Origin of the sequence: Nocardia sp. NPDC051832, from assembly GCF_040681285.1 — a bacterium.
Lineage (GTDB): Bacteria > Actinomycetota > Actinomycetes > Mycobacteriales > Mycobacteriaceae > Nocardia.
The window spans coordinates 1117731-1133780 of the sequence record NZ_JBFAYL010000002.1; the positions used below are offsets into that span (position 1 = coordinate 1117731).

17 protein-coding genes are annotated in these 16050 nt (G+C 68.0%); 7 read left to right on the forward strand and 10 right to left on the reverse strand.

The annotated features are described in order from the left end of the window. Positions 1-29: 29 nt before the first annotated feature. Entirely contained in the window at positions 30-1442 is a 1413-nt protein-coding gene (locus tag AB0M14_RS15070) for a lipase family protein (protein ID WP_364994295.1), read from the reverse strand. A gap of 185 nt (positions 1443-1627) precedes the next feature. Here AB0M14_RS15070 and AB0M14_RS15075 point away from each other — a divergent pair, with 185 nt between their 5' ends. Beyond that, complete coding sequence (locus tag AB0M14_RS15075) at positions 1628-2293, forward strand: TetR/AcrR family transcriptional regulator (protein WP_364994297.1); 666 nt, start codon at positions 1628-1630, stop codon at positions 2291-2293. 10 nt (positions 2294-2303) lie between these two features. Further along, the gene (locus AB0M14_RS15080) at positions 2304-2900 is read left to right on the forward strand and encodes a DUF3841 domain-containing protein (RefSeq protein WP_364994299.1); all 597 of its coding nucleotides are present in this window, start codon (positions 2304-2306) and stop codon (positions 2898-2900) included. 31 nt (positions 2901-2931) lie between these two features. Here AB0M14_RS15080 and AB0M14_RS15085 read toward each other — a convergent pair whose 3' ends face one another. The 3 genes from AB0M14_RS15085 to AB0M14_RS15095 form a co-directional block, all read right to left on the reverse strand. Continuing rightward, positions 2932-3705, reverse strand: coding sequence for an alpha/beta fold hydrolase (locus AB0M14_RS15085; RefSeq protein ID WP_364994302.1), 774 nt, complete (start codon positions 3703-3705; stop codon positions 2932-2934). Between the two features lie 83 nt (positions 3706-3788). Next, positions 3789-4199 (reverse strand): hypothetical protein, encoded by a 411-nt coding sequence (locus AB0M14_RS15090; protein WP_194813961.1) that lies wholly within the window; start codon positions 4197-4199, stop codon positions 3789-3791. Between the two features lie 58 nt (positions 4200-4257). Beyond that, the gene (locus AB0M14_RS15095; protein ID WP_364994306.1) at positions 4258-4554 is read right to left on the reverse strand and encodes a hypothetical protein; all 297 of its coding nucleotides are present in this window, start codon (positions 4552-4554) and stop codon (positions 4258-4260) included. A gap of 218 nt (positions 4555-4772) precedes the next feature. Here AB0M14_RS15095 and AB0M14_RS15100 point away from each other — a divergent pair, with 218 nt between their 5' ends. Together AB0M14_RS15100 and secG are read left to right on the forward strand one after the other, a co-directional pair. Continuing rightward, positions 4773-6386, forward strand: coding sequence for an MFS transporter (locus AB0M14_RS15100; RefSeq protein WP_364995813.1), 1614 nt, complete (start codon positions 4773-4775; stop codon positions 6384-6386). 59 nt (positions 6387-6445) lie between these two features. Beyond that, the gene (gene secG / locus AB0M14_RS15105) at positions 6446-6679 is read left to right on the forward strand and encodes a preprotein translocase subunit SecG (protein WP_364994309.1); all 234 of its coding nucleotides are present in this window, start codon (positions 6446-6448) and stop codon (positions 6677-6679) included. Between the two features lie 75 nt (positions 6680-6754). On the opposite strand, the gene AB0M14_RS15110 is transcribed toward secG, so the two are convergent. Then, the gene (locus AB0M14_RS15110; protein ID WP_364994313.1) at positions 6755-7603 is read right to left on the reverse strand and encodes an SDR family NAD(P)-dependent oxidoreductase; all 849 of its coding nucleotides are present in this window, start codon (positions 7601-7603) and stop codon (positions 6755-6757) included. A gap of 53 nt (positions 7604-7656) precedes the next feature. Here AB0M14_RS15110 and AB0M14_RS15115 point away from each other — a divergent pair, with 53 nt between their 5' ends. From AB0M14_RS15115 to AB0M14_RS15125, 3 genes are all read left to right on the forward strand, one after another. Next, positions 7657-8643, forward strand: a complete 987-nt coding sequence (locus AB0M14_RS15115; RefSeq protein WP_364994316.1) for an alpha/beta hydrolase — start codon at positions 7657-7659, stop codon at positions 8641-8643. Between the two features lie 75 nt (positions 8644-8718). Beyond that, entirely contained in the window at positions 8719-9318 is a 600-nt protein-coding gene (locus AB0M14_RS15120; RefSeq protein ID WP_364994318.1) for a hypothetical protein, read from the forward strand. Between the two features lie 98 nt (positions 9319-9416). After that, the gene (locus AB0M14_RS15125; protein WP_364994321.1) at positions 9417-9881 is read left to right on the forward strand and encodes a hypothetical protein; all 465 of its coding nucleotides are present in this window, start codon (positions 9417-9419) and stop codon (positions 9879-9881) included. 1 nt (position 9882) lies between these two features. Here the strand turns inward: AB0M14_RS15125 and AB0M14_RS15130 are convergent, their stop codons facing one another. The 5 genes from AB0M14_RS15130 to zwf form a co-directional block, all read right to left on the reverse strand. Then, entirely contained in the window at positions 9883-10356 is a 474-nt protein-coding gene (locus AB0M14_RS15130) for a hypothetical protein (RefSeq protein ID WP_364994323.1), read from the reverse strand. 94 nt (positions 10357-10450) lie between these two features. Further along, positions 10451-12619, reverse strand: coding sequence for a thiamine pyrophosphate-dependent enzyme (locus AB0M14_RS15135; RefSeq protein ID WP_364994326.1), 2169 nt, complete (start codon positions 12617-12619; stop codon positions 10451-10453). A gap of 197 nt (positions 12620-12816) precedes the next feature. Further along, positions 12817-13563 (reverse strand): 6-phosphogluconolactonase, encoded by a 747-nt coding sequence (gene pgl / locus AB0M14_RS15140; protein WP_364994329.1) that lies wholly within the window; start codon positions 13561-13563, stop codon positions 12817-12819. Next, a complete protein-coding gene (gene opcA / locus AB0M14_RS15145) occupies positions 13556-14464 on the reverse strand; it encodes a glucose-6-phosphate dehydrogenase assembly protein OpcA (protein WP_364995816.1) in 909 nt (302 codons plus the stop codon). Before opcA ends, pgl begins: the two co-directional genes overlap by 8 nt. Beyond that, positions 14461-16050: a glucose-6-phosphate dehydrogenase gene (gene zwf, locus AB0M14_RS15150; protein ID WP_364994332.1), complete on the reverse strand. Its 1590-nt coding sequence runs from the start codon at positions 16048-16050 to the stop codon at positions 14461-14463. The genes opcA and zwf overlap by 4 nt, the downstream gene beginning before the upstream one ends.

Here is a 16050-nt window from a genome sequence, read left to right on the forward strand (position 1 = left end):
ATGTCGGCCGGGCACACCGGCGGCGGATGTCAGACCGGCATTCCCAGCGCTGAGGCCAGCGTCTGGCCGAGGGCGTTGGCGAAGGCCGCGAACGCGCCGGGATCGAGAATCTGCAGTGGCACGTCGCGATTGCTGCAGCCCTGCGGCGCGGGCACGCCGTTGAGCCGGTCGTTGAGCCACAGCGCGGCCGATCCCGCGCCGGAGACGGCCGCGATGCCGTGTTCGCTGATCAGTTCGCGGGTGTAGAAGACGCTGGCGTTCGGGTCCTTGCAGTAGGTGTCGTAGGTCCGGTTGACGGCGTTGACCGGCATCACCTCGTCCAGCGGCGCCTGGTAGAGGTAGATCGGGGCCCGGGGTGTGCCGCGGTGGCCGAGGGTCAGCTCGTCGAGCACATGCTGGATTTCCGGGGCGCGCATCGGGTCGCCGGGGTAATCGAACAGGCCCTTGATGTTGACGAACGGGAATCCGGCGAATTGCAGTGTCACGCACTGGCCTTCGTGGACCACCCGCACGGCTTTGCCGAGCGGGTTCATGTAGCGGTCGATGAAGGCGTTCAATTCCGGGTACTCCCGCGCGACACCGAACAGGCCGCCCAGGACCGCGCCGCCGAAGGTGGAGGTGCCGTTGTTGTAGTCGATGGCCATGCGGATGTCGGCCAGCAAGCCGCCGGACGCGGAGCCGACCAGATTCAGTTCCGGCGCGTACTCGGCGTGCAGTTCGGCGGCGTGCGCGGTCGGTATCGCGCCGCCGGAGTAGCCCCACATGGTGGTGCGCGTGGCTGTCCCAGGCAGACCGGCCGGCTCGAAGTTCTGGGCCGCGCGGATGCCGTCCAGGGTGATGCGAGCGCCGAGTGGACCGGTCGCGTACGCGGCGTTGGGGCCCTGATGATCCGGGATCACCACCGCGTGTCCCAGTTGCAGCATCGCCTGCACTTCGATGAATTCCGCGCCGATCACCGGATTGAGCGGGTTTGGCAGCGACCCCATCTGCAGCGTGTAGGAGGGCGCGCAGTTGATGGACAGCGAATCCTCGGCGAACTGGAACGAGACCAGTCCGCGCTGGCCGCTGGGCGCGGGACGGTGCGGCACGATGACGGTGGCGACCGCGGGGATCGCCTCGCCGCGGGTGTTGGTGCTGCGGTAGGAGACCTGCCAGGCGTTGGTGTTGAGCGGAATGAGCCAGAAGTTGGCGAGATTGACTTGCCGGGCGGCGAGGATCTCGCCGGGCGCCGCGGACGCGACCTTGGCCGGATCCGGGTTGTAGAAGGCCGGATCGAGGTACGGCGGCGCGGGCGGCATCGGGAACGGCAACGCGGGCGCTACCGGAACTGGCTGCGCGGCAACGTCATTGGCCACTATCGGACAAATCGCGACGGTCAGGCCCGCGGCCATGGCCAGGCAGACCCGGGTGACCTGTCGTCCTGGTGCGGTGGTCCTTCTCATGCAGATACTCCTCGGCGAATCCACTGGGCCGACCGGGCCGATCGCCCTGCCGCGCGGTTGCTCCAAAAAGGGAGCGTGTATTTCCTAACTGGCGTCTGAGACTGTAAAGCGCTGGTATGCCCTGTGTCAACGGTCACCCGACCCGGCTTTTGTAACGGCCTGAGCGCCGTGCAGGATGGTCAGCCATGACCCCGAGCGCCGAGCGTGCGCCGTCTGCGGAGCGCCCACCGGCCGGCTCCCAGCGTCCGCGCCGCACCCAGTCCGAACGCCGGGCCGCCACCGTGGCCAAGCTCGTGGACGCCACCATCGCGGCCATCGGCGAGGTCGGCTACCAGCGCGCCACCGTGCAGGAGATCTGCGGCCGCGCCGGGCTTTCCGTAGGCGCGATGTTCCGGCAGTTCGACAGCCGCCTTGACCTGATCGTGCGGACCTCCGAGGAGATCATCACCCGCCAGATCGCCGCCTTCGGTGCGGTCATGGAACACCTCGGCAGCCAGGAGAATTCGCTCGACACCGCTTTGCGCTTCCTGCGCGACGCGCAGGCGAGCAATCTCACCCATGCCCTGCGTGAGATCTACCTGGCGGCGCGCTCGGACGCCGAACTGCGCACCCGAATCGCGCCGAACGTCGAGAGTTACTACGAACGCATCGTTTCCGAGGTGGAACGCACCCGGGTGCTCGCCCGCTTCCCGCAGGACAAGCGCGAACCACTGTTCTTCCTTGTGCTGCACCTGTTCTCGGGGCAGGCGGTGGTGCGCGGGGTGGTGCCGAATCCGGCGATGGACGACGCGGTGCTGGCCCTGATCGAGGACCTGCTCGTCAGCTACGCCGAAAAGAACTCCGGCGCATAGGCTTACCGCGGTGAGGTTGTGGACACTGCAAGCGCCGGAAGTCATCGAGGCGCTGCGGGCGACCGGTCGTTATCGAGCCGACTGGGAGCTCGTGACCACGAATTGGCGGGGCGCTTTTGGCGACATGGCCGACGAGATGCGCCGACGCGGCATCGATTGTGCCGGGGTCCCGCCGATCTGGTGCTGGCGCGGGCGCGCCCGGCAGCGCCGCGCGGTGCGCTCTACCGCGAATTCGCTTCTCGGGTATCACGAGTGGGCACACGGCCGATGGCTGGTCACCCTCGACGTGCCGGACAACCAGATCCTGGCGACCTCCTACGCGGCATGGAACGACTACCTCGGGTTCCGTGGCGGGTACGACACCGAGCTCGTCGAGGGGCCGCACCGGATGGATTGGCGCGGTGGACTCCAATCCCGCTGGGATGAACTGCAATACACAATCCCGGAGCTTCGGATCGACTGGGTGCGTCGCGCCCGCCCCTATCCGCCGGATACGTACACGAAGGCCCAGATCCTGGCCGATCCGTACTGCCGCGAGATCTTCGAACGCCGGCAATCCGCGAGCCCGGACCAATCCAGTCGAGCAAGCGCGCCGCTGCGGTCATGAGTACCGCCGTCGCGGCGATCGAGATCTGTTCTCAAGCGGTCAGGAAGTCCAGTACCAGCGGTGACGCGATGGTGCGGAACTCTTCGAAATAGGCATGCCGTGCATTGGGGATGATTGATACCTGAGCGTCGGGGATTCGCTCACCGAGTAGTGGCGCATTCGCCGCCGGGTTGAACTGGTCGTCGGAGCCGTGCACGACGAGGGTCTGCGCGATGATCTTGGCGCACGCGTCCCAGCCGTCGTGCTCCTTGCTGGCCTGGAAGTGGCCGCGCTTGGCGTGCACGGGCATGTCGGGATCGCCCAGGGTGCGGAACGGACCGGCGTGGGTGGCGAGCCAGTCCGGTGTGTACATGAGTTCCAGCAGCGTCTGTTCGGCCGTGTCGCGCTTTCCCAAGGCGCGCTGGACCTCGGGGCTGCGCTCCAGTCCGTGCGGTAGTCCGGGGGAGGTGCAGCCCAGGACGAGCCGACGAACCCGGTCGGGATAATCGGCGGCGAGCCATTGCGCGATCCGCCCGCCCATCGAGGTGCCGTAGATGTGCGCCCGGCCCACGCCGATGTCGTCGAGGATCGAGATCACGTCCTCCGCGAATCCCCTTGTGCTGTAGCCGGTTTCCGGCTTGTCGCTACGCCCGGTGCCGCGATGATCGAACACCACCGTCCGGAAGCGTGCGTCGAAGTCGGGGCGCGGGGCGTCCCACCAATGATGATTGTTGGCCTGCCCCGCGAGCAACACCAGCACGTCGTCCCCGTGCCCGTTGACCTCGTAGTACAGGGCGGTGCCATCGGCGGAGTGAGCGAAACTCATAGCGCCGACGATATCGGTGAGCTGAGCTGAGCAGCCCAGGCCGGGGTGATTCTGTGCCCGCCCGATGGCGGCCTGGGTTTCGATCAGGGCAGCACGTCGACGATGACGCGGGGGTCGAGCTCGCGGAGCTTGTCCGGGCGGTCGGTGAGACACGACCAGCCTCGGTTCACGGCTTCCAGCGTGACGTGGCCTGCGGTGACCATGGTGTCGGCGTCGCGGCGGCCGAGCAGGGTGGCGCCGACCTGTCTACTCGCGGGACCGTCCAAGCCGCGGATGACGGTGTTCGGCAGATCCAGCAGTGCGGACAGAATGTCGTGCCGGCGCACCGGAATCAGAGCACGGGCCGCGACCAGGGCGGTCACCGGAACCAGCAGGGTGTTGCCCGCCTCCGAGGTGGTCCACACGACCGACTGCGCGTACATGACGCGATGCGCCCAAGCGGTCAAGGCCGCGGTATCGAAAACCACCCCACTCAGTTCACTCCGATCCGTCACGACCGCGCCTCGCTACCGCATGCCGCCCCCGCGGCTCTGATCCCCCGGTCGGTCGCCCTCACGCGGCACCGGGACGGCGCTCGTCGAATTCCTTCTGCGACAACGGAGGCAGGCCCTGCATCGCCCGGGCCCGATTGATCATCTCCAGCGGCGGCGGCCCGCCGATCACCTCTTCGACCTTGGCCAGCGCTTCGACCCGATCCACCTCGGCGCGATCCATCCGCGCCTTCACCGAATCCGCCACATACGCGGAGACGGAACTGATCTGACCGCGCTCGCGCCAAAGGTCCAGTGTGGCCGCAATTTCCTCGGGAAGGGTGATCGTCACCTTCCGGGTTTTGCGCTCCGCCGTCATGGCGTGAGTCTAACGTCGGCAGGCGGCTGAGCGGGGCGGTTGCGCAGGGTCCGGATGCGATTGCGGCCCATCGACGGCGGCGTTCCAGGTGGCGGCGTGCGCCCCGCCGTCGATATCGGTGAATCCGGGGGGGCGGCGGTTCGCCGACGGCCGTTACCTCGGTCGGTTCGCGGGCGCTGTCCGGCGATATGCTCACCCGAGTGACCACTGCCGACGCGATGACCCCGATCTCCACCTGGGCACCCCTGCGGTCGCGGGTCTACCGGTCGTTGTGGATCGCTCAGCTGGTGTCGAATCTGGGCACCTGGATGCAGACCGTCGGCGCGCAGTGGATTCTGGTCGACGAGCCGAACGCGGCGGCGCTGGTGTCGTTCGTGCAGACCGCGATCACGCTGCCGGTGATGATGCTGGCGATTCCGTCCGGGGTGATCGCGGACCTGGTGGATCGCCGGCGGCTGCTGATCGGGGCGCAGTCGACCATGGCGGTGCTGGCCGCGGTGCTGACGGTGGCGACCGCGACCGGCCACACGACTCCCGGCGTGCTGCTGACGCTGCTGTTCCTGATCGGCTGCGGGCAGGCCCTGACCGGTCCGGCGTGGCAGGCGATTCAGCCGGAACTGGTTGCGCGCGAGCAGATCCCGTCGGCGGCCGCGCTGGGCAGCATGAACATCAATATCGGGCGGGCGGTCGGGCCCGCGGTGGCCGGGGTCCTGGTGTCGCTGTCCGGGCCGACGCTGGTGTTCGCGCTGAACGCGGTCTCGTTCGTCGGGATCGTGGCGGTGCTCGCGCTGTGGCGGCGGCCCGCGACCGCGCGCAAGCTGCCAACCGAACGCCCGCTGGCCGCCTTGCAGGCCGGGACCAGGTTCATCCGGGCCGCGCCCGCGATCCGGCGGGTGCTGCTGCGGTCGATCCTGTTCATCGCGCCCGCGAGCGCGCTGTGGGCGCTGCTGCCGGTGATCGCGCGCGACGAGCTGGGGCTGTCGTCCTCCGGATACGGCCTGATGCTCGGCGCGCTCGGGCTCGGCGCGGTGCTCGGCGCGCTCGGACTGTCCCGGATCCGGGCGTTGCTGACGCCGACGCAGCGGCTGACCGCGGCCGCGGTGCTCTTCGGTCTCGCCTCGGCGGGCTCGGCGGTCCTGCCCCGGTGGATGGCGGCCGGCGAATCCGGCGGGGTGAGTGCGCTCTGCGTCCCGCTGGTGCTGGTGCTGCTGGTCGGCGCCGGGCTGGCCTGGCTGCTGGCGATGTCGACGATGAACGCCACCATGCAGTTGCTGCTGCCCGGGTGGGTGCGCGCCCGCGGCTTGTCGGTGTATCTGCTGGTGTTCATGGGCGGGCAGGCGCTCGGGTCGCTGATCTGGGGTGTGGTCGCCCACGAACTCGGCGCGGTGTCCGCGCTGCTCATCGCCGCCGGGCTGCTCGCGTGCAGCGCGGTCAGCAGCGTCTGGCTGCCGATCCGGCACAACGCCGAGGACGTGGACCTGACCCCGTCGGCGCACTGGCCGGAACCCGAGCTGGTCTTCGAGCCGGACCCGGAAGACGGCCCGGTCCTGGTGCTGCGCAGCTATGACGTGCCCGCCGAGCACGCCGACGACTTCCTCGCCGCGATGGTCTTCGTCGGGCGGTCCCGGCAGCGGACCGGCGCGATGGAATGGCGGTTGTACCGGGACGTCGGCGTCCTGGACCGCTACGTCGAGGCCTTCGTGGTGCGGTCCTGGGCCGAGCACATGCACCAGCATCAGGAGCGGCTCACCGCCAACGACTACCTGCGCGAGCAGGAAGTCTCGCGCTACACCGTCGGCGAGGACCAGATCACCCACCTGGTAGCCGTGTAGTCGCACCGTCCAGCCGGGTCGATTAGGGGCTGGGGGCGGCACCACATACACTGATCGCCATGCGGATGTTCCTGGATATCCTCCTTATCATCACCAGCGTGCTGCTGGTGCTCTTCGTGCTGTTGCACCGCGCGAAGGGCGGAGGCCTGTCCAGCCTTTTCGGTGGCGGCGTGCAATCGAGCCTCTCGGGCTCCACTGTCGTCGAGAAAAACCTCGACCGGATGACGATCTTCACCGGTCTGATCTGGTTGATCGCGATCCTGGGCATCGGCCTGGAGATCAAGTTCGCCTGAGGCTGGGTTGACGCTCGAGGCGCGGCATTCGCCGCGCCTCGCTTTGTGCTGTCAGCTGCCTCGTCACATTACTTCTCAGTCGGCGCGGGGGACGCGGCCGTCGACGTCGGTGAAGGAGTAGGCGTCGGCCAGGTCGGCTACGCGGAAGGCGTTGCCGGTGCGGGTTTTTCGGTGGGGGTCGGTGGCTAGGGCAAGGACGGCGCGGCCGGGGAAGCGCGGGGTTTCGGCCTCGGCCAGGTTGTAGGTGCCTTCGCCGGGAAGGGTGATGAGGCGGTTGCCGTCGGCGTCGGCGGGGACTAATTGCAGCAGTTCGGTGTCGACGATGCCCGGCCAGAGGGAGACGACCGTGACGCCGGTGTCGGCGAGGTTGTGCGCCAGGTCGGCGGTGAGGCGGTCGAGGGCGGTTTTGGCGACGCCGTAAACCGCGTTGTGCATATAGCGTTCGGCGCCCGGGGACGAGATGTTGACGATCAGGCCGCCCGCTTCGATCAGCAGGGGGGCGGCGAAATGGCTTGCGGCGTAATGGGACCGGACGCCGACATCGAAGGTTTCGTCCCACGCCTTGGGTGGCACCTCCCAGAACGGTTTGCCGAGCCAGCGGGCGGCGGCGGGGGAGTTGTAGACGTTGTTGACGAGCACGTCGAGGCGGCCGTGCTCCTTCTGGATCTGCTCGAAGAGCTGCCCCACGGCGTCGTCGTCGCGGTGATCGCAGACGACGGGGACGCCCTTGCCGCCGAGTTCGTCGATCTGCGCGGCGGTTTCGGCCACCGTGCCGGGCAACCTGCCCGCGGTCGCGGAGCGGCCGGTGACGTACACCGTGGCCCCGGCCGCGCCGAGTTCGAGGGCGATGCCTTTGCCGATGCCGCGGCTGGCGCCGGTGACCACCGCGATCTTTCCGTCGAGCCTTTGCGCTATTCCACTCACGACTCCGAGACACTACCGTGAAAATGAGAACACGTTCTAGGTTTGGAGGCAGCGTGGTTGCAGAGCAGGGACCGGCGCATCGGTTCATCGACACCGACGGTGGACGGTTGCACGTCGCGGAACAGGGCGAAGGACATCCGGTGGTCTTCTGCCACGGGTTCCCGCACACCTGGTACATGTGGCACCGGCAGCTGCCGGCCGTGGCGGCGGCCGGGTATCGCGCCATCGCCCCCGACCTGCGCGGATACGGGCGCACCGAAGTCCCGGACGACCCGGACGCCTACACCAACCGAGCGGTCATCGGGGACCTGCTGGCGCTACTCGACGACATCGGCGCCGAGAAGGCGGTATTCGTCGGCCTGGACTTCGGCGCACAACTGGTGTGGGAACTGGCGCTCCGCGCGCCGGAGCGGGTCGACGGCCTCATCGTGCTGAACAATCCGTTCGCTCCGCGCCCGCCCAAAGCGCCGTCGGAACTGTGGGCGCGGGCCGCGAAAAGGCACTTCCTGCACTTGGATTACTTCCAGCAGCCCGGCCCCGCCGACGCCGAACTGGCCGCGGACCCGAAGTCGTTCCTGGAACGCGTGTACTTTTCGCTCAGCGCCGACTACCACTACCTCGACACCTGGCAGCATCCGGCGGAGGGCACCGGGTACCTCGACGTGCTCCCGGAAGCCCCGGCGCTGCCGTGGCGCTGGTTCGCCGAAAGCGACATCGACACGCTGGCAGCCGAATTCGATCGCACCGGCTTCACCGGTGGGCTGAGCTGGTATCGCGCCCTGGACCGCAACTGGGAACTCACGGCCGATTACGCCGAGTCGAAGGTCACCGTCCCGGCCTACTTCATGTACGGCGACCGCGACCCCGACATGGAAGGCTTCAGCGGCCGAGACCCGTTGGGCACCATGCAGGCGCACGTCCCGAACCTGCGCGAGGTCACCAAGATCTCCGACGCCGGGCACCTGGTGCAGCTGGAACGCACCGACGAGGTGAACACGCTGCTCATCGGTCACCTGCGGGATCTGCTGCGGCAGTCCTAGCGGGTTCCCGAACAGGCTGTAGCTCATAAGGTTTCGATAAGCGGATCTGTCGGTGGGTCTGGATACTGTCGCGCCATGAGTTACAGCCTGAGCCTTTACCTGGTCGATCTCGACACAGTCCGCTCCGCGATCGGATCCGGGGACGAGAAGCTGCGGCGCATGATGGGCGGCCGGTTCAAAGCGCAGTTCGCCCACGCCGACGAGTACTGGTCCAGTGAGATCGAGGCGGGTGCGCCACGCAAATACGAGGCGGTTCGGGCGGTGATCGACGGCGGGCCCTTCGACGAGTCCTACGCGTACCTGTACGGCTATGCCTACCAAGCGATCTGCGAATTCCACGGCCGGTTCCTCAACAACAGCTCTTTCAGCCCGTTCCGCAGCGGCTGGCTCGAACTCGTCGACGAGGGCATGGCGGCGCTCGGCATCGACGCCCGGGTCAGCGACTTCTGTTACGGCAGCCTGCCGCCGGAACTGCCGCGCCCGGACTTCGTACCCAGCTACGGCGAGTGGACCGCCGACGAGTGCGCGAAACTGCTGGAGCAGTGGGCCGCGACGACTCCGGAGCAGTACGCCGACCTCGACCCCTACGTGCTCGAAGCGATCGAGTCCTGCGTCGGCTGGGCGCGCGCGGCCCGGGCGAAGCCGGGCGCGGGTATCGCGGGCTTCTTCTTCTGACCTACTGTCGCGCTCGCGATGTGCAGATTGTGTGGAGAGGTACCGAAGATGCTGCGCCACTGGGCCTTCCGGCATGCAGCGCCGGTTAGGGTTGCCGCATGATCTCCGATGCCGACCTGCGGCAGAGCAGTTCCACGGCCTATGCCGCGGCCACGCTTGCCGTGCTCGGCGGGCTGGCGATGATGTTCGGTGCGTTCATGGCCTACGCGGAATCGGCGAACACCAAGCCCTATGAGCAGCAACGCGCGGACACGCTCGACCTGATCGTCTTCGCTTTCGGCTTCGCCGGGCTGTTCCTGCTGGCCGGCGCCTTCCTGTGCTACGCCGGTTCCTACGTAGGGCGGGCGCTGATCGTTCTCGGCTCCGGGTTCGCGGTGGCCGGCCATATCGTGGGATTCATTCTGATGGCGTTCGTCATGAATCCCGGCTACTCGGTCAGCCATTCGGTGCGACCCGCTGGGTTCGTCTTCTTTCTTGTGTTGCTGGCTTGCCCGTCGGTGACGCTCTGGTGTGCGCTCACCAGGTCCACAGGCTTGTGGCTCGCCGCGCAGAATCGGCAGTGACCTACTGGTATTCGCTTGCCAGGGCCGGGTATTCGGACCAGCTCGGGAGGGGCTGGCCCGCGAGGTAGGCGGTCAGGCGGTCCAGGACGTACTGCCAGCGGGGGCCGACGCCGGGGGCGTCGGCGGGGCAGAGGTGGCGGCGGATCAGTTCCAGGTTGGTGAGGACGCCGACCTGGGTGAGGCGCAGTTCGAGAAAGCAGCCGTCCACGTGCAGGACGAGCTCGTGCGGGGCGAGGCAATGATCCACGCGGACGGCGAGGGGGCCGGGGACCGGACCGTCGAGCAGTGCGAGAGTGAGGTTGCCGTTGCCGCCGGAGACGGGGCCCAGCCAGCGCGACAACTGACCGCGATCGGTGCAGGCGGACCAGACCTCTAGCACCGGCAGCCGGAAGGACCGCAGGTAGTGCAGCAGGACGAGATCGGCATCGCGATCGTGCTCGGGTCGCACTTCGCCGAGCGTGGACATCGTGGTCATGCGGCTGTCCTTTCCCTGCGGGGCCGTGGCCAGTCCACTGTATTTCCCGGGCGTGGCGGGTGAATCCGAAACACGCCAAACGAGCACGCGTGCCTTATTCGGCGAGCAGTTTGCCCGCCGCGGTCTCGATCGCGGCTTCGTCGAGCAGGACGGTGGCGGCGGCCGGACCCAGCGGAATGAAACTGTCCGCGCTGGTGACGCGGGCGAGGCGACCGTCGAAACCGGCATCGATCAGGGCCGTGCAGACCGCTTCGGAAACGCCTCCGCTGCGGCGGGTTTCGTCGGCGACCAGCACTCGGCCGGTGGCGCGGGCATGCTCGAGCAGATCGTCGATCGGGAGCGGAGCGAGCCAGCGCAGGTCCAGGATGCGGGTGCCGTGCCCGTGCTCGTGCAGGCGGTGCGCCACCCGCAAGCTCATCGGAACGCCGTTGCCGAAGGTGACGATGGTGAGATCGGTTCCGTCCCCGTAGATCCGGGCACTGCCCAGCTCCACATGGTCACCATCGATCGGCGCGGGCCAGGCGTCATCGCCGGTGTGCAGGTCGCGGGTGTGATAGAGCGCGATCGGCTCGACGAAGACGCATACCCGCCCGTCCACCCGCGCGGCCGACACACAGGTGCGCAGCATGGCCGCGGCGTCATCGGCGCGCGACGGTACGGCGATGACCAAACCGGGGATATCCCGCAGCGCGGCAAGCGAATTGTCGTTGTGGAAGTGCCCGCCGAACCCCTTCTGATAGGCCAACCCGGCGATCCGCACCACCATCGGATTGCGATAGCGGCCGTGCGAGAAGAACGACAGCGTCGCCGCCTCACCCCGTAGCTGGTCCTCGGCGTTGTGTACGTAGGCCAGATACTGAATCTCCGGAATCGGCACGAACCCGGCAAGTCCCGCACCGAGCGCTGTGCCGAGCACGCTTTGCTCATCGAGCAACGTGTCGAAGACGCGCCGAGCCCCGAACTGTTTCTGCAGCCCCTTGGTGACGCCGTAGACGCCACCCTTCCGGCCCACATCCTCACCGAACACCAGGACATCCGGGTCACGCTCGAGCAGGTCGGCGAGAGTGCGATTGATGGCCTGCGCCAGGGTCATCCGAGTGTCACCGCTCGAACTGGGGGAATCGCCGGACGGGATCGATCGAAGCACGTCGTTGCGCACCTCGTCAGGGTGCGAGGGTGCGAGTGGGGCGGTCACGGCAGGCGCGGAAGTCAGTTTCGGCTCGCGCCAGACCAATTCGGCCATGGCGGAGACGCGATGGGCGATGTCGTCGTAGCGGGTGAGGACTTGCTCCGGACTGGCGATGCCCGTCGTGACAAGCATTCGGCCGGTCGCGAGCACCGGGTCGCGGTCCAGATCGGCGGCGATGTCGGCAGGGCGGCGGTAGGCGGCCTCGACATCGGAGCCGGCGTGGCCGAGCAGTCGCACGGTGCGTAGCCGCAGGAACGCGGGTTTGCGGTGCTCGCGAACCCATTGTGCGGCAGCCGAAGCCGTGGTCAGCGTATCGATCAGGTCGGAGCCGTCGGCGTAGAAATACTGCAAGCCGAGCCGCACACCGTAGGCCTGCTCGATCCAGTCCGGCGGAGTCGGCACGCTGATCCCGATCCCGTTGTCCTCGCACACGAACAGGATCGGCATCGGAACACCCTGGTGTGCGGTGTGAATCGCGGTATTGATAGCCCCCACGGCGGTCGAGTGGTTGGCCGACGCATCACCGAAGCTGCACACCACCACCGAATCCGCGGGCCACTCACTCGAAATCCCGAGCCGCGCAGCCCGTTCCAGCGCGAACGCCAACCCGACCGCCCGCGGCAGATGCGACGCGATGGTCGAGGTCTGCGGAATGATGTTCGCCGGTTTGCTGCCGAAAACCTTGTGCCGCCCGCCCGATATCGGATCAGCCGCCGCCGCAACCACTCCGAGCAACACATCCCGAATCGGATCCAGCTCCGGCACCCGCCGGCACCGCTGCACGAAGAACGCCCCCGACCGATAGTGCAGCAACGCCGGATCACTCACCCGCAGCGCCGCCGCCACCGCCGCATTCCCCTCATGCCCGGATGACCCGATGCTGTAATAACCGCGCCGCTCCACCCCCAGTTTGCGCGCCGCCAGATCCAGATGCCTGCTCGCAGCCTGCGATTCGAACAACTCCAGGAGCTCACCCTCCCCGAACCCACCCCGATCGCCCACGCCAACCGGCGGCCGCAACGCCGAGATCGCGGCCCGAAACCGTCCATCCAGATCGACTCGCTGTTCGGTCATGCAGCGATCATTGCCGACAAACGCTGCCCGGGTCACCAGATTCCACCCGGAATCAACGGAAAAATCCCGACCGGTGCGCATCTCGCCGGAAGAATTCCGTCAACTCACCCTGGGTTATCGACACTTTGCGCCCACCGGGGAGTCCGCGCGGGCCGCGCGTGGCTGACCGGTCCTTCGTGGGTGAAGCCGCGCTACCGTCAGTGCTGAAGGTCGGCGGCCGCGTCCTTGTCGAGCAACCAGGTAGTCGACTCCGTGCCCTGAGCGCCTGCGGCGGGGATGTCGACCGGCTTGGCGCCACCGATGGCGGCGGCGACTGCTTCGGCCTTGGCGGCGCCGCCGACGACCAGCACCACGTGGCGGGTGCGGCGGACCGCGGGGAGCGTGAGTGTCACGCGGACCGGGGGTGGTTTCGGCGAATTCGTCACCGCGACAACGAGTTCGTGGGCCTCGCGGACCGCGTCGGTGTCGGGGAACAGGGAGTTGACGTGTCCTTCGCCGCCCATGCCGAGCAGGTGCAGGTCGAAGGCGCCGTGTTCGGCCAAGTGTGCGTGTACGGCGGCCGAGTATTCGGCGGCGGCCTCGATCGGGTCCGGGTATTCGCCGTCGGAGGGGGCGACCGGGTGCACCCGGGACGGGTCGACCGGGACGTGGTCGAGCAGGGCCTCGCGAGCCTGGAGCTCGTTGCGCTCGGGATCGCCCGCGGGCACGAAACGTTCGTCGCCCCAGAAGATGTCGAGCTTGGACCAGTCGATGGTGCCGGGGGACTTGCGGACCTGTTCCAGCAGGCCGATGCCGGTGCCGCCGCCGGTGAGCACGACCGAGGCGGAACCGCGTGCGGCCTGGGCTTCGACGACCACCTCGACGAAGCGGACGGCGGCCGCGGCGACCAGCGCTTCGGTGTCGGGGTGGACCGCGACGGTGTCGGCGGGGGTGCGGTCAGTCATAGATCACCTTCTCGATTCCGGCGAGGGCCTCGACGTAGATGTCGTCGGCGTCCAGGCGGCGCAGTTCTTCGGCGAGGCAGTCGCGGGTTTCCCGGCGGGCCAGGGCGATGCGCTGATCGGGGTCGCCGGTGCGGGTCAGGGTGGCGGTACGGCCGTGCTGCGGCCGCTGGATGGCGATGGACACCGAGGATCGGTGCAACTCCACCCGCAGGTCACCGGTCTGGCGATGCACCGGGCAGCCGAGGCGTCCGGCCAGCCAGCCGGCCAGCATGTCCAGCGCGGGTTCCTCGCGCAGACCGGAGATCGTCACGTTCTCGATCGGTTCGTACGGCGGTTCGTCCAACGCGGCGGTGAGCAGCGCCCGCCAGTAGGTGATGCGGCTCCACGCCAGGTCCGTGTCGCCGGGGGCGTAGGAGTCGAGCCGTTTCTTGATGGTGGCCTGCGGATCCGGCGCGAAGGTCGCGTCGGTGATCCGGCGGGTCGCCAGGCGGCCCACCGAATCCTTCGACGGGAACTCCGGCGCTCCGCGCGGCCACCAGGCCACCACCGGGGTGTCGGGCAGCAGGAACGGGATCACCACACTGGATTCGTGGTTGATCAGCTCGCCCTGCAACCGCAGCACGATGACCTCGGCCGCGCCCGCGTCCCCGCCGACGCGGATCTGCGCGTCCAGCTTGGTCGGGGCCTCCCGGTCGCCGCGCGCCAGCACGACCACGCGACAGGGATGTTCGCGGCTCGCGTCGTTGGCGGCGTCGATCGCGTCCTCGGCCTCGGAGCTGTCCAGCGTGCACACCACCAGGGTGAGCACCCGGCCCATGGTGATGACACCGTTGCTTTCGCGCAGCTGCACCAGGCGCTTGGTGACCGCGCCGGTAGTGGTGTCGAGCATGTCGACGATCACGGGCGCCGCCATTCCCGGCCGGTGCGCGCCAGCATCTCGTCGGCGGAGGACGGACCCCAGGTGCCCGCCTCATAGGACTCGGGTTTACCGCCCGCGGCCCAGTGATCGAGCACCGGATCGAGGATGCTCCAGGACAATTCGACCTCCTCGTTCACCGGGAACAGCGACGGCACCCCGAGCAGCACGTCGAGGATGAGGCGTTCGTAGGCCTCGGGGGAGGACTCGGTGAACGCTTCGCCGTAGCTGAAATCCATGTTGACGTCGCGCACCTCCATGCTGGATCCGGGCACCTTGGAGCCGAATCGCATGGTGATCCCCTCGTCCGGCTGCACCCGGATGACCAGGGCGTTCTGACCGAGTTCCTCGGTCATGGTCTGATCGAAGGGCAGATGCGGCGCGCGTTTGAACACGATCGCGATCTCGGTGACCCGCCGCCCCAGGCGTTTTCCGGTGCGCAGGTAGAACGGCACCCCGGCCCAGCGGCGGGTGTCGACCTCGAGGGTGATCGCGGCGTAGGTCTCGGTGCGCGACTGCGGGTCGAAACCCTCCTCGTCGAGCAGCCCGACCACGTGCTCGCCGCCCTGCCAGCCTTCGGAGTACTGCCCGCGCGCGGTGGTCTCATCCAGCGGCGCGACGAGTTTCGTGGCCGAGAGCACCTTGATCTTCTCGGTCTGCAACTGCTTGGGCTGGAAGCTGATCGGCTCTTCCATCGCGGTCAGCGCGAGCAACTGCAGCAGATGGTTCTGGATGACATCGCGGGCGGCGCCGATGCCGTCGTAATAGCCTGCGCGCCCGCCCAATCCGATGTCCTCGGCCATGGTGATCTGCACGTGATCGACGTAGTTGGCGTTCCAGATCGGGTCGAACAGCTGGTTCGCGAAACGCAACGCCAGCAGGTTCTGCACCGTCTCCTTGCCAAGGTAGTGATCGATGCGGAACACCGTCTCCTCCGGGAACACGCCGTTGACCAGCGCGTTGAGCTCGACGGCGCTCTTCAGATCATGTCCGAAGGGCTTCTCGATCACCACGCGCCGCCACGGCTCGCGCCCGTCGGCCACCGGGCCGGGGCCGTGCGCCAGCTTGTGCTCGGAGAGCTGATCGAGCACCACCGGGAACATGTCCGGCGGAATCGACAGGTAGAAGGCGTGATTCCCGCCGGTGCCGCGTTCCTTGTCCAGGTTTGCCAGGGTGTCGGCGAGCCGGGCGAAGGCCGCGTCGTCGTCGAAGGAGCCCTGGACGAACCGGAAGCCCTCGGCCAGGTGATCCCACACCTCTTGTCGGAACGGCGTGCGGGCATGCGACTTCACCGCGTCGAGCACGACCTGCGCGAAATCCTCGTCCGCGTAATCGCGCCGCGCGAATCCGACCAGCGCGAAGCCCGGGGGCAGCAGCCCCCGGTTCGCCAGGTCGTAGATGGCCGGCATCAGCTTCTTCCGCGACAGATCGCCGGTGACCCCGAAGATCACCATGCTGCACGGCCCCGCGATGCGTGGAACTCGCTTGTCCCGCTCGTCACGCAGCGGGTTTTTCGGCGCCTTCCCGCGAGTGCGGGGAGTGTTCTTGTTGAACTCCGCTGTGCCGGCCAT